At 70.7% G+C, this 12,006-nt stretch carries 12 protein-coding genes; 7 read left to right on the top strand and 5 right to left on the bottom strand.

The window, feature by feature from the left end; all coding sequences use genetic code 11:
• Positions 1–63: 63 nt before the first annotated feature.
• Positions 64–744 (bottom strand): 2-phospho-L-lactate guanylyltransferase, encoded by a 681-nt coding sequence (gene cofC, locus IEY60_RS05790; RefSeq protein WP_189024479.1) that lies wholly within the window; start codon positions 742–744, stop codon positions 64–66.
• 31 nt (positions 745–775) lie between these two features.
• On the opposite strand from cofC, the gene IEY60_RS05785 reads away from it, so the two are divergent.
• Together IEY60_RS05785 and IEY60_RS05780 are read left to right on the top strand one after the other, a co-directional pair.
• Positions 776–1,771, top strand: a complete 996-nt coding sequence (locus tag IEY60_RS05785; RefSeq protein ID WP_189024478.1) for an NAD(P)H-dependent glycerol-3-phosphate dehydrogenase — start codon at positions 776–778, stop codon at positions 1,769–1,771.
• Positions 1,772–1,814: 43 nt separating this feature from the next.
• A complete protein-coding gene (locus IEY60_RS05780; protein ID WP_189024477.1) occupies positions 1,815–2,909 on the top strand; it encodes a D-alanine--D-alanine ligase family protein in 1,095 nt (364 codons plus the stop codon).
• 159 nt (positions 2,910–3,068) lie between these two features.
• Here IEY60_RS05780 and IEY60_RS05775 read toward each other — a convergent pair whose 3' ends face one another.
• Positions 3,069–3,920 carry a DUF3515 domain-containing protein gene (locus IEY60_RS05775; protein WP_229739562.1) on the bottom strand — a complete coding sequence of 284 codons (852 nt, stop codon included), beginning with the start codon at positions 3,918–3,920 and terminating at the stop codon, positions 3,069–3,071.
• Positions 3,921–4,015: 95 nt separating this feature from the next.
• Between IEY60_RS05775 and IEY60_RS05770 the strand changes: the two genes are divergently transcribed.
• From IEY60_RS05770 to IEY60_RS05760, 3 genes are read left to right on the top strand one after another with little or no spacing between them, the layout of a single operon-like run.
• Positions 4,016–5,020 (top strand): thiamine-phosphate kinase, encoded by a 1,005-nt coding sequence (locus IEY60_RS05770; protein WP_189025002.1) that lies wholly within the window; start codon positions 4,016–4,018, stop codon positions 5,018–5,020.
• Between the two features lie 11 nt (positions 5,021–5,031).
• On the top strand, positions 5,032–5,715 hold the full coding sequence (locus tag IEY60_RS05765; RefSeq protein ID WP_189024476.1) for a uracil-DNA glycosylase: 684 nt from the start codon (positions 5,032–5,034) through the stop codon (positions 5,713–5,715).
• Positions 5,716–5,764: 49 nt separating this feature from the next.
• Positions 5,765–6,016 (top strand): hypothetical protein, encoded by a 252-nt coding sequence (locus tag IEY60_RS05760; protein WP_229739560.1) that lies wholly within the window; start codon positions 5,765–5,767, stop codon positions 6,014–6,016.
• 7 nt (positions 6,017–6,023) lie between these two features.
• Here the strand turns inward: IEY60_RS05760 and IEY60_RS05755 are convergent, their stop codons facing one another.
• The 3 genes from IEY60_RS05755 to rpmB all read right to left on the bottom strand — a co-directional run bounded on the left by IEY60_RS05755 (position 6,024) and on the right by rpmB (position 7,556).
• A complete protein-coding gene (locus tag IEY60_RS05755) occupies positions 6,024–6,812 on the bottom strand; it encodes an enoyl-CoA hydratase/isomerase family protein (RefSeq protein WP_189024474.1) in 789 nt (262 codons plus the stop codon).
• 9 nt (positions 6,813–6,821) lie between these two features.
• A complete protein-coding gene (locus tag IEY60_RS05750; RefSeq protein ID WP_189024473.1) occupies positions 6,822–7,283 on the bottom strand; it encodes a GNAT family N-acetyltransferase in 462 nt (153 codons plus the stop codon).
• An 81-nt stretch (positions 7,284–7,364) separates the two neighbouring features.
• Positions 7,365–7,556 carry a 50S ribosomal protein L28 gene (gene rpmB, locus IEY60_RS05745; RefSeq protein ID WP_011210730.1) on the bottom strand — a complete coding sequence of 64 codons (192 nt, stop codon included), beginning with the start codon at positions 7,554–7,556 and terminating at the stop codon, positions 7,365–7,367.
• 299 nt (positions 7,557–7,855) lie between these two features.
• Here rpmB and IEY60_RS05740 point away from each other — a divergent pair, with 299 nt between their 5' ends.
• Together IEY60_RS05740 and recG are read left to right on the top strand one after the other, a co-directional pair.
• The gene (locus IEY60_RS05740; protein WP_229739559.1) at positions 7,856–9,739 is read left to right on the top strand and encodes a DAK2 domain-containing protein; all 1,884 of its coding nucleotides are present in this window, start codon (positions 7,856–7,858) and stop codon (positions 9,737–9,739) included.
• Positions 9,739–12,003 (top strand): ATP-dependent DNA helicase RecG, encoded by a 2,265-nt coding sequence (gene recG, locus IEY60_RS05735; protein ID WP_189024470.1) that lies wholly within the window; start codon positions 9,739–9,741, stop codon positions 12,001–12,003. Before IEY60_RS05740 ends, recG begins: the two co-directional genes overlap by 1 nt.
• Positions 12,004–12,006: the final 3 nt, after the last annotated feature.

The following is a 12,006-nucleotide window of genomic DNA, read 5'->3' as shown; positions in this document are numbered from 1 at the left end:
AGCGGGCAGTTCGCAGCATGACACCGACCGGTTCGTCGGATGTGAACCGATTGCGGCGATCGGCTAGCACACGGTGCGAACGGAGTCACCGATCCTCGCGGGCAGCCCGAATGCGCGGAGCGTGCGCGCGGTGTGCGCGCCGACCCCGAGAGAACGGACGGTATCGAGGTCGGCGGGGGTGTCGACGTCGCAGCGCAGGCCGGGCCAGTGCCCGGAGAGGGGGTGTGCGCCGTCGTCGCGGTGGGCGCGGGCGGAGTCGGCGCCGAAACGCGGATTCAGTGCGGCGGTGGTGTCGCGGACCAGTAATGCCGCCGTGCCGGTGCCGGTGTGATCGATCACGACCGAGCGAATTCCGTCCGGCGCGACCGTCAGCAGGTCGGCTAGTTCCGCCGGGCGCAGGGCCGGGAGATCGGCCTGCAGAGCCAGCAGATGGGCGGGGCCGTGCCGGTCGCGCACGTCGGCGGCGCCCGCGGCCAGGGCGGTGTTGAGCGGATCGTCGGTGCCCACCGGCTCGTCGAGCACGTGCGCGCCGAGCTCGCGGGCGCGGGTGGCCACGAGTGGATCCGGAGTGACGACGGTCAGCGACAACACCTCGGGCACGGCGGTCGTCGCCACGACGGTGTCGGCGAACATGGCCAGCACGAGCTGCCCGCGCTGCTCGGGAGTCAGCACGTCGGCCAGCCTGCTCTTGGCCCGATCGATGTGCTTGACCGCCATCACGGCGTGCACGGTGTGCGGACGCATGGCGTCAATCCTTCCATGGCATATTGAGCTGATGACGAGGGCGGCGGTTATGGGTGCGGGGTCGTGGGGCACGGCGTTCGCGCAGGTGTTGGCAGAGGCGGGGACCGATGTCACGATCTGGGCCAGACGAGCCGAGGTGGCGCAGGCCCTCGACACCGAGCACTGCAACCCGTTCTACCTGCCCGGTGTGCAGCTGCCGCCGGTGCGGGCCACCGACGATCACCGGGCCGCGCTCGCGGGCGCCGATCTGGTCGTGCTCGCGGTGCCGTCGCAGTCGCTGCGCGCGAATCTGGACCGGTGGAAGGGCGATATCGATCCCGACGCCACCCTGCTCAGTCTCGCCAAGGGCATCGAGACCGGCACGCTGCTGCGGATGAGTCAGGTGATCGCGGAGGTCACCGGGGCCGAGCCGGGACGCATCGCGGTGCTGTCGGGGCCGAACCTGGCCGGGGAGATCGTGCAACGTCAGCCCGCGGCGACGGTGATCGCGTGCACCGACACCGAGCGCGCCGGGATGGCGCAGCGGGCCTGCGCCACCGGATATTTCCGGCCGTACACGAATACCGATGTGATCGGCTGCGAGATCGGTGGCGCGTGCAAGAACGTCATCGCGCTGGCCTGTGGCATCGCCTCGGGGATGGGGTTGGGCGACAACACCGTCGCCAGCCTGATCACCCGCGGGCTGGCCGAGGTCATCCGGCTCGGCGTCGCGCTCGGGGCGCAGCCGGTCACCCTGGCCGGGCTCGCCGGTGTCGGCGATCTCGTGGCTACCTGCACCTCGCCGCTGTCGCGTAACCGGTCCTTCGGCCATGTGCTCGGTGCGGGCGGGTCGATGCAGGCCGCGCAGGAAGCGACCCATGGGCAGGTCGCCGAAGGTGTGAAGTCGTGCACATCGGTGCGGGCCCTGGCCGCCGCGCATCATGTGGAGATGCCGCTGACCGACGCGGTGCACCGGGTGTGTCACGAGGGCCTTTCGGTGAGCGAGGCGGTCGACAGTTTGCTCGGCAGGCGGATCAAACCCGAGTAGGGCGATAGCGCCACGAACCGGGCAAACAGTTACGGTGACGTTCATGACGAACCGGATCAGGGTGGCCGTGGTTTTCGGCGGGCGCAGCAGCGAGCACGCCGTCTCGTGTGTGTCGGCGAGCAGCGTGCTGCGCAACCTCGATCCAGAGCGCTACGAGGTGGTGCCGATCGGCATCACCACCGACGGCGGCTGGGTGCTCGCCGACGGCATCGGCGAACTCGCGCTCAGCCACGGTTCGCTGCCCGCGGTCGACGCGGCGGGTACCGCGCTGACCCTGGCCGCCGATCCGAGCCGCGCGGGCGCGCTGGTGGCGCTCGACGATCCCTCGGCCGCGCTGGGGCGGGTCGACGTGGTGTTCCCGATCCTGCACGGTCCGTTCGGTGAGGACGGGACCTTACAGGGCATGCTCGAGTTAGCCGGCGTCCCCTACGTGGGGGCGGGCGTGCTGGCCAGTGCCGCCGGCATGGACAAGGAGTTCACCAAGAAATTGCTGGCGGCCGAGGGGTTGCCGGTCGGCGTGCAGGTCGTGCTGCGGCCCGGTACCGCGACGCTGACCGAGGCGGAGCGGGCCCGGATCGGCCTGCCCGCGTTCGTGAAGCCGGCGCGCGGTGGGTCCTCGATCGGGATCACCAAGATCACCGACTGGGCCGATCTCGACGCCGCGGTCGCCGCGGCGCGCGAGCACGATCCGAAGGTGATCGTCGAAGCGGGCATCGTCGGCCGGGAAGTCGAGTGCGGCGTGCTGGAATTCGCCGACGGGCAGGTCCGGGCCAGCGTGGTCTCCGAGATCCGGATGCCCGACGCCCATGCCGCCGCCCCCGAGTTCTACGACTTCGCCACCAAATACCTCGACGACGTGTGCGAATTCGATGTGCCCGCCAAGCTCGACGACGAGGTCGCCGATCAGATCCGCGAGCTGTCGGTGGCCGCGTTCCGCGCGCTGGACTGCCAGGGGCTGGCGCGCGTCGACTTCTTCGTCACCGCGGACGGTCCGGTGATCAACGAGATCAACACCATGCCCGGGTTCACCCCGATCTCGCAGTACCCGCGGATGTGGGAAGCGACGGGGATCGACTATCCGGCGCTGGTGTCGACGCTGATCGAAACAGCTGTGGCGCGCGGTACCGGCCTGCGCTGAGCTGTATTTTCGGCGGCTGGCGCCGCGGGTTTTCGGCCTCGTAACCTCGCATCCGAGGGGCGATACTGCGCCTTCGGCGTTCCGTCTCGCCCCTCGGATGCGAGGCGGCCGAAAACGTCGTGGTCGAGACTCGGGCCGCACGCTGGCCGGTCGCCGAAACTACAGTTCGCCCGGGTTCGGTTGGCGGGCGGGCAGATTCGCGGTGATGACGTCGGAGACCGTGGTGATCGCGCCCGTGCCCGAGCCGTCGGGGACGGTCAGGGCGATGTAGGTTTCGCGGTCGACGGCGAACCAGGTGCCGACCTTGCCGACCTCGTCGCGGACCTGGAACCACTGAACGCCGTTGATCTCGGTCAGGGTGGACGCGCGGTTGAATTCCAGCGGCCGGTCCAGGCCGCAGCGCAGGACGATCGGTTCGCCGCCGTCGGGGTGCTGCCAGGCGCGGGTGGCGGGCGGTGCCGGTTCGACGAGGGTGGATTTGGTGTAGTCGCCGAGGTCGGCGGGCAGGGCGGGGAGCAGGGCCTGGCAGGCGGGGCCGTCGGCGGCGGGGGCGGGGACCGGGCCGAGGGCGAGAGGTTCGCGTTCGACGGGGGCGCGCAGGGCGATGAAGGCGGCGGCGAGTACGCCGACGATCAGGACGATCGGGAGGGCGACCGCGGTGGCGATCAGTGCGGGGGAGTAGGGGGTCGACTCCTCGTCGTCCTCCGCGTCCTCATCCGTATTCGCGTCCTCATCGGCGTCCGGCTTCGCCTCAGCACCGGTGTCGGCCTCCGGCTGTGCGTCGGCGTCCCGCTTCGCACTCGCATCCGGCTTCACGTCGCTGTCGGCGACGGCGCTGTCTGCGTCGGCCGAACCGGAGCCGGTCGATGCGGTGCCCGTCGCCGAATCGGCATCCGAGCCGGTCCTCGGCTCGTCCGTCGAGGACTCGGCTGGGGTGTCAGGAGCGTCTCCAGCCGGTGACGTGTCGTCCCGATCGTCCGCGCCTGTCGAGTCCGACGAATCCGCCGCCATAACCGTCCGGTCCTTTCCGTTGTGTCCGATCGCCTCCGAAAGGGTACCGTCGGGGCGATTTCGTCGGTCGTCAGCACAGTGGGAAGGGGCCGGTCATCAGCGAGGACAGCCGTCCGCAGACAGTGCGCGAGCTGGGTGAGTTCGCCTTGATCGACCGGATCAACGCGGGCAGGCAGCAGGCCGCGCACGTCCTGCTCGGGCCCGGTGACGACGCCGCGCTGGTCGCCGCGCCGGACGGCCGGTTCGTGGTGAGTACCGACATGCTCGTCGAGGGCAGGCACTTCCGGCTCGACTGGTCGTCACCCGAGGACGTCGGCCGCAAGGCCATCGCCCAGAACGCCGCCGACATCGTGGCCATGGGCGCGCGCCCGACGGCGTTCGTTGTCGCGCTCGGCTGTCCGGCCGATACTCCGGTGCCGGTGGTGGAGGGCATCGCCGACGGCATGTGGGCCGAGGCGGAGCGCGCGGGTGGTTCGATCGCGGGCGGCGATCTGGTGCTGAGCGAACAGCTGGTCGTCTCGGTGACCGCGTTCGGTGACCTGGGTGGGCAGGCGGCGATCACCCGCGCGGGCGCCGGGGCAGGCGACATCGTCGCTGTCGCAGGGGAACTCGGCTGGTCCGGTGCGGGGCTCGCCGTATTGACCGGCGGCGCAGACTCTTCCGATCCGGCCTTCGCGCATGCCCTTGCGGCACATCGGGTTCCGCAGCCACCGTATGGTGCCGTGCTGGACGTGATCGGCGGCTCGAACCCGAACGCACTCACCGATGTCTCCGACGGATTACTCGCCGACCTGGGTCATCTCGCCGCGGCCTCCGGGGTCGCCGTAGACGTGCACAGTGCGGCGCTGGCCGATCCCGAACTGGCCATTGTCGCCCGCCTGCTCGATGCCGATGCGGCGCAATGGATTCTGGCAGGCGGCGAGGACCACGCCTTCGCGGGAACCTGGCCCGCCGGCACGGCGCTGCCGCCCGGCTGGCGGCCGATCGGGGTCGTCACCGCAGGCAGCGGCGTCACCGTGGACGGTGCGCGGCCCACCGGCGGCACCGGCTGGGAATCGTTCCGTGGGGCGGACGCCACACCCACCGGCCGGAAACGATAGGTTGTGCGGTCATGGGTGCCAAACCACTGTCGGAGATCATCGATCCGGGCTGGGCCCGGGCACTGGAACCGGTCGCCGACCGGATCAGCGAGATGGGCGAATTCCTGCGCGCGGAGAACGCTGCGGGTCGGGGCTATCTACCGGCCGGGGAGAACGTGCTGCGCGCCTTCCGGCGCCCGTTCGACGCGGTGCGCGTGCTGATCGTCGGCCAGGATCCCTACCCGACGCCGGGTCACGCCATGGGCCTGAGTTTCTCTGTCGCGCCGGATGTTTCGCCGGTGCCGCGCAGCCTGTCCAACATCTTCGCCGAGTACAGCAAGGACCTCGGCTTCGATACGCCGAGCTGCGGTGACCTGAGCCCGTGGTCGGATCAGGGTGTGCTGCTGCTGAACCGGGTGCTCACCGTCACCCCCGGCACCCCGGCCTCGCATCGCGGCAAGGGCTGGGAAGCGGTCACCGAGCAGGCCATCCGCGCGCTGGTCGCCCGGGACGAACCGCTGGTCGCCGTGCTGTGGGGCCGCGACGCCGGCTCGCTCAAACCCACCCTCACCGAGGCCGAGATCCCCTATATCGAATCGGCGCACCCCTCACCGCTGTCGGCTTCGCGGGGATTCTTCGGTTCGCGACCCTTCTCCCGGGTCAACGAACTGCTCGACGAACTCGGCGCCGAACCAGTCGATTGGCGGCTGCCCTGACCCGGGGCGTCGCCCGCACCAGAAGAAAATGATGAAGGAGCACAACCGAATGCACATGACAACCGTTCGCGCTGCCGTCGCGACCGCCGCCGTCGCCGCCGCCCTCACCGCGGGCGCCGCCTCGGCCAACGCGGCCGGGCTCGCGCTCGAGCCCTACGACGAGCAGGCCGCGCCGGTGGCCACCAGCCAGATCGGTGAGGAATGGACCTCCACCGGCACCTCCACCATCTCCGCGGGCGTGAACGCGAAGGTGACCTGCCTGCTGCAGAACACCTTCAGCGCCCTCGGCGCAGCCTGCTGAAGCTGATTCAGTTCAGCCCGAGGTAATCGGGCTTGCGCTTGGCAACGAAGGCGTCGACGCCTTCGCGGCCGGTGCTGTTGTTCGCGGCGGCGGCGATGCTGTCGCGTTCGGCGTCGAGCTGCTGGTCCAGGGTCGCCGTTGGCGATTGGGCCAGCAGCTTTTTCATGGCCGAGTAGGTGGCGCGCGGACCGGAGACGAAACTCTGGGCGACGCGCAGGGCCTCGGCGCGGACCTCGTCGTCGGCGACGGTGCGGCTCAGGATGCCCAGGCGCACGGCCTCCTCGGCGCCGATCACGGCGTCGGTGAGCAGGATCTCCCTGGCGCGGCTCGCGCCGACGATGCGGGGCAGCAGCCAGGACATGCCGCCGTCGGGGCTCAGGCCGATGCCCGGGTAGGCGGGGCGCAGCTTGGTCGACGGGCCACCGATGGCGATGTCGGCGGCGCACACCAGGCTCATGCCCGCGCCGGCGGCCCAGCCGTGCACCGAGGCGACGACCGGGACGGGGGTCGCGGCCAGGGCGCGCACGAACTCGTGCAGCTCGTCGGCCAGCTTGTACAGGTAGGCGCCGCGATCGTCGGCACCGGCAAAGTGATGGACGTTGCCGCCCGCGCAGAAATTGGCGCCGGCACCGGTCAGCAGCACGGCGCCGACCTCGGAATCGAGCGAGCGCAGAGCTTCGGTGCCCTCATTGATCAGGTCGAAATTCATCGAGGTGCCCGCCGCGGCGGTGGCGATCGTCAGCTGCAGCACGCCGTCGACGAGGGTGACGGCGGTGACCGGTTCGGTGGTACTCATGGCGTCACCCTAGCGAGGGCCGCGGCGCCACAACTGTTCGGGCAGCAGGGTGAACGGGTCGACCCGGCGGACGCCGGTGTCGGCGAAGCCATGCCTGCGGTAGAAGGCGTGGGCACGCGGGTAGTCGCCGAACACCCACAGCGTGCACGGTGAACCCGGCGCGGCGGCGTCGATCAGGGCATCGGCGACGCCGGTGCCGTGCCAGGCGGCGCGGACATAGAGGGCTTCCAGTTCGGTGTCGGTCGCGGCGGCGAAACCGATCAGCCGGTCACCGGCCAGCGCGATCGGCAACCGGTGGGTCCCGTCGGTGCGGCGGCGTTCCCAGGTGGCGGCGGAGCGTTCGAGGTCGAATCCGGCGAGCACGTGCCCGGGGACGAGGGCGTCGTAGGCCTCGCGCCAGCTCGCGATGTGACAGGCGGCGAGTGCGGTGACGCGCTCGGCGGTCAGTGTCTCGATCCGCCAGTCAGGCACATCGACCCCCACCGACGACAAAGCCCCGGATCACCCACACGGGGTGCCGGGGCGCTGTCGGCAGAATGTACGGGCTGAAAATCAGCCGCGGACGACCTTGCCCGCCTTCAGGCAGGAGGTGCACACGTTCATCCGGCGGGTGTTGCCAGGGGCAACCTGCGCACGCACGGTCTGGATGTTCGGGTTCCAGCGACGGTTGGTGCGCCGGTGCGAGTGCGAGACCGACTTCCCGAAACCGGGGCCCTTGGCGCAGACGTCGCAAACGGCAGCCATGTCGCGAGCTCCTTCATGTCATAAGCGGACAGCGGCGCACGTATGCCCGCTGAACCGGAAACTGATGTCGTCAAATGCCTTGCCGACTTGCGTCGGCCAGCGCAGACCGGATGGGCCGCACGAGGCAACCCTGCAAGGGTAGCTGGCCGGGCCGTGATCTTCCAAACCGGGTGTCCCGGTCGACACGCCGGGCACGGCCCGGATAGCGGGCCCGTCCGCGGTCAGCATACCGCTGTCGGCCGCTGCCGCTAACCTGGCGTGCGGTGCTCGGCGCGCGGGCACCCAGAACGGGGAGCGAGGTGGCGGTGTCGCACGTGCGGGAAGCGCTGGACGGCGCCGGTCTTCTGTCCTGGGCCCGAACCTGCCGCACCGACCTGGAACTACGCCGCGCCGAGATCGACGCGCTCAATGTGTTCCCCATCGCCGACTCCGACACCGGAACCAACCTGCTCGCCACCGTGCGGGCGGCAGTCGCCGCCGCTGAGCGGGCGGTGCCAGGAGCCGCGGGCGCCGACCTGGCCGCGCACACCGACCCGGCCGCGCGCACCGACCCTGCCGCACGCACCGACCCGGCCGCGCGCACCGACCCGGTCACGGGAAACGGCCCGTGCGCGGGTGTCGACCTGGCAGCGGGTGTCGACCAGGCCGCGGGCGATGACCCGTCCGCACATCTGGTCGCGCAGGCGCTCGCGCGCGGAGCGACGATCGGTGCTCGGGGGAACTCGGGGATCATCCTGTCGCAGGTGCTGCGCGGTATCGCCGAGGCGGTCGTCGACGGCCCGCTGACCGGCGAACGGCTGCGGACGGCGTTGCATCGGGCGGCGGTGCTCGTGCGCACGGGACTGAGCGCCCCGGTCGAAGGCACGATCCTGACTGTTCTCGAGCGCGCCGCGGTCGCCGCTGCCGAGTCGGCCGACCCGTCTCTCCCCACCGTCGCCCGATCGGCCGCCGACGGCGCCGCGCGTGCGCTGAACGAGACACCCGCCCAGTTGGGCGTCCTGCGCGCGGCCGGGGTGGTCGATGCCGGAGCCAGGGGACTGGTCGTACTGCTCGACTGCCTCGTGGCCCAGATCTGCGGCGAGGCCCCCGCCAGGCACAGCTATACCCGCGATCACGAGGACGACGGACCACGGCGCAGCAGTGGTGACGAACGTGCCAGCGGCGGTGACGTCGACCACCACGATCAATCCTCCGACCCGCACTTCGAGGTCATGTACGTGATCGCGCAGGCCGACGAGACGGCCGCGGGCGCTTTGCGTGACCGGCTCGCCGTCCTCGGCGATTCGGTGGTCGTGGTCGGCGACGGTGACCACACCTGGTCGGCCCACGTGCACTGCCGCGACGCGGGCGCGGCGATCGAAGCCGGACTCGCGATCGGCACCGTCACCGGCATCCGCATCGAGAGTTTCGCCGTGACCGCGCCGCACGGAGCGAGCCACGAGGATCACCGGGATCGCGCCGTTGCCGTGCCGCACGGCAACGGCCACCACGATCTCGCGGTCCCTGCCCAGCGGCCCGACGGTCTCGCCGACCGCGGCATCCTCGCCGTGGCGTCTGGTGCGGCGGCCGCGCGCCTGTTCGAAGACGCGGGCGCGGTGGTGCTGCACGGCGACCGGCAGCTCGACACCACCGCACTGCTGACCGCGATCCGCGCGATGCCGCACCGGGAAGTCCTGGTCCTGCCCAACGGCGCGCTGCCCGCCCAGGAACTCGTCGCCGCCGGTGTGGCCGCCCGTGACGGGTCACGTGACGTCCTGCTGCTGCCGAGCGCGTCGATGGTGCAGGGCCTGGCCGCGCTGGCTGTCCACGATCGTGGGCGGATCGCGGTCGACGACGCGTTCGCGATGTCGGAAGCCGCCGCGACCACACGATGGGGCGCGCTGCGGGCGGCCAGGGTGCGCGCCTTGACCATGGTCGGAATGTGCTCACCCGGTGACGGACTCGGTCTGGTCGGCCACGACGTGGTCGTGATCGACCCCGATGTGGTCGGCGCGGGCCGCATCCTGCTGGACCGGATGCTCGGTCTCGGTGGCGAATTGGTGACACTGCTGATGGGCGCCGACGCGGGCCCCGAACTGGGCGCGGTCCTGGCCGATCACGTGACGGCCGGTTTTCCGGGTGTCGAGGTCGTGGTGTATTCCGGTGGGCAGCAAGCGGATCTGGTGCAGATAGGGGTCGAGTGATGGCGACGTTGAGTGACCGGCTCGACCACGTGCTAGGCGTGAAGGCGGCCGACCGGCTGACCGAGGCTTTCGACATGACCACGGTCGAGGACCTGCTGCGCCACTATCCGGCCCGCTACGCCACCCAGGGGCAGCCGCTCACCGAGGAGGAACCGGAGGAGAGCGCGCACATCACCGTCATCGGCCGGATCACCAAGACCGAACTGCGCCCGATGAAGAACCGGCGCGGCTCGCTGCTGAAGGTCCAGCTCGACACCGGCGCCGCGCGCCCGATCGAGGCCACTTTCTTCAACGGCGACAAGGTGCGCTACCTGGTGAAAGAGGGTGTGCGGGCGATGATGTCGGGCACCGTGCACTGGTGGCGCCCCGACCGCTGGAACCTCTCGCACCCGGACTACCTGATCCTGCCCGACAAGGCCGAGGCCGGCGTCGAGGAACTCACCTCCGTGCGCGGCAGCGGTGCGCTGCGCGGGCTGGCGCAGAGCGCGAAGGGCGCGGGGGGAGTGGACCCGGCGTTCTTCGAGCGCGAGTTCGTCCCGGTGTATCCGGCGACGGCGAAGGTGCAGAGCTGGGACCTGCTGGCCTGCATCCGCCAGGTGCTCGACCAGCTCGACCCGATCGATGACCCGCTGCCCGCCGACCTGCGCGAGGAACGCAACCTGCTCGAGGTCTCCGACGCGCTGCGCCTGATCCACCTGCCCGAGCACAAGCTCGACATCGAGAAGGCAAGGGACCGGCTGCGTTTCGACGAGGCGCTGGCGCTGCAGCTGGTGCTGGCCGAGCGCAGGCACGAGGTCGAGGGCCGCACCGCCCCCGCCTGCCCGCCGAGCACCGACGGCATCGCCGCCGCCTTCGACGACCGGCTGCCGTTCGAGCTGACCGAGGGCCAGCAGCAGGTGATCGACGAGATCTCCGCCGACCTGTCGCGCACCCGTCCTATGCATCGCCTGTTGCAGGGCGAGGTGGGTTCGGGCAAGACGATCGTCGCACTGCACGCGATGCTGCAGGTGGTCGACTCCGGTCGGCAGTGCGCCCTGCTCGCGCCGACGGAAGTCCTTGCCGCCCAGCACTATCGGTCGCTGCGGGCGATGCTCGGCGACCTCGGCACCGCCGGGGAGCTCGGTGCGGCAGAGCAGTCGACCAAGGTGGTACTGCTGACCGGATCGATGACGGCGGCGGCGAAGAAGACGGCGCTGCTGGACGCGATGACCGGCGAGGCGGGCATCGTCATCGGCACCCACGCGCTCATCCAGGACGCGGTCGAGTTCTTCGACCTCGGCCTCGTGGTGGTCGACGAACAGCACCGCTTCGGCGTCGAACAGCGAGACGCGTTGCGCGCCAAGGCGAAAGGCGGCATCAGCCCGCATCTGCTCGTCATGACCGCGACCCCCATTCCGCGCACCATCGCGATGACCACCCTCGGCGACCTGGAGACCTCCACCCTCACCCAGCTGCCGCGCGGCCGCTCGCCGATCGTGTCGAAAGTCGTTCCGCGCAAACTGCACCCGGGCTGGGTGGACCGCGCGTGGGAGCGCATCCTCGAGGAGGTCGGCGCGGGCAGGCAGGCGTACGTGGTGTGCTCGCGCATCGGCGAGGACCCCGAGGCACCGCCGGCCAAGGGCAAGAAATCGGCGGAGGAGAAGGAAGGCCCCACCACCCAGGCGGCGGTCGACATGTACGAGACGCTGAGCGCGGGCCCCCTGTCCGGAGTCCGGGTCGGCCTGTTGCACGGTCGGCTGCCCGCCGACGAGAAAGACCAGGTGATGCGCCAGTTCAACGACGGCGCCATCGACGTCCTGGTCTGCACCACGGTCGTCGAGGTCGGTGTCGACGTGCCGAACGCGACGGTGATGGTGATCGTCGACGCCGACCGGTTCGGCGTCAGCCAGCTGCATCAGCTGCGCGGCCGGATCGGCCGAGGCAAGCACCCCGGCCTGTGCCTGCTCGTCACCGATGCCGCGCCCGGCGGCACCGCGATGGCCCGGCTCGAAGCCGTCGCCGCGACCACCGACGGCTTCGAACTCTCGGTGCTCGACCTACGCCAGCGCCGCGAGGGTGACGTGCTGGGCGCCGCCCAATCCGGTACGGCTCGGTCGCTGAGACTGCTGTCGCTGCTCGACGACCTCGAGGTGATCACCGCCGCCCAGGAGCTGGCCAGGCAGGTCGTCGCCGACGATCCTGGCCTGGTCAAGCACCCTGGTCTGGCGGGGATGATGGACGCCGCCGTCGACGGCGAACGCATCGAATACCTCGCGAAGTCCTGACGC

The sequence above is a fragment of the Nocardia rhizosphaerihabitans genome (assembly GCF_014646295.1).
Taxonomy (GTDB): domain Bacteria; phylum Actinomycetota; class Actinomycetes; order Mycobacteriales; family Mycobacteriaceae; genus Nocardia; species Nocardia rhizosphaerihabitans.
Note: the sequence above shows the minus strand (reverse complement) of the source record. Positions and strands in the feature narration are given on the sequence as shown.

Coding starts and splice junctions, on each gene's coding strand:
- cofC (WP_189024479.1), bottom strand. CDS start 744: ATGCGTCCGCACACCGTGCACGCCGTGATGGCGGTCAAGCACATCGAT.
- IEY60_RS05760 (WP_229739560.1), top strand. CDS start 5,765: ATGCACATGACAACCGTTCGCGCTGCCGTCGCGACCGCCGCCGTCGCC.
- IEY60_RS05780 (WP_189024477.1), top strand. CDS start 1,815: ATGACGAACCGGATCAGGGTGGCCGTGGTTTTCGGCGGGCGCAGCAGC.
- rpmB (WP_011210730.1), bottom strand. CDS start 7,556: ATGGCTGCCGTTTGCGACGTCTGCGCCAAGGGCCCCGGTTTCGGGAAG.
- IEY60_RS05755 (WP_189024474.1), bottom strand. CDS start 6,812: ATGAGTACCACCGAACCGGTCACCGCCGTCACCCTCGTCGACGGCGTG.
- IEY60_RS05765 (WP_189024476.1), top strand. CDS start 5,032: ATGGGTGCCAAACCACTGTCGGAGATCATCGATCCGGGCTGGGCCCGG.
- recG (WP_189024470.1), top strand. CDS start 9,739: ATGGCGACGTTGAGTGACCGGCTCGACCACGTGCTAGGCGTGAAGGCG.
- IEY60_RS05785 (WP_189024478.1), top strand. CDS start 776: ATGACGAGGGCGGCGGTTATGGGTGCGGGGTCGTGGGGCACGGCGTTC.
- IEY60_RS05775 (WP_229739562.1), bottom strand. CDS start 3,920: ATGGCGGCGGATTCGTCGGACTCGACAGGCGCGGACGATCGGGACGAC.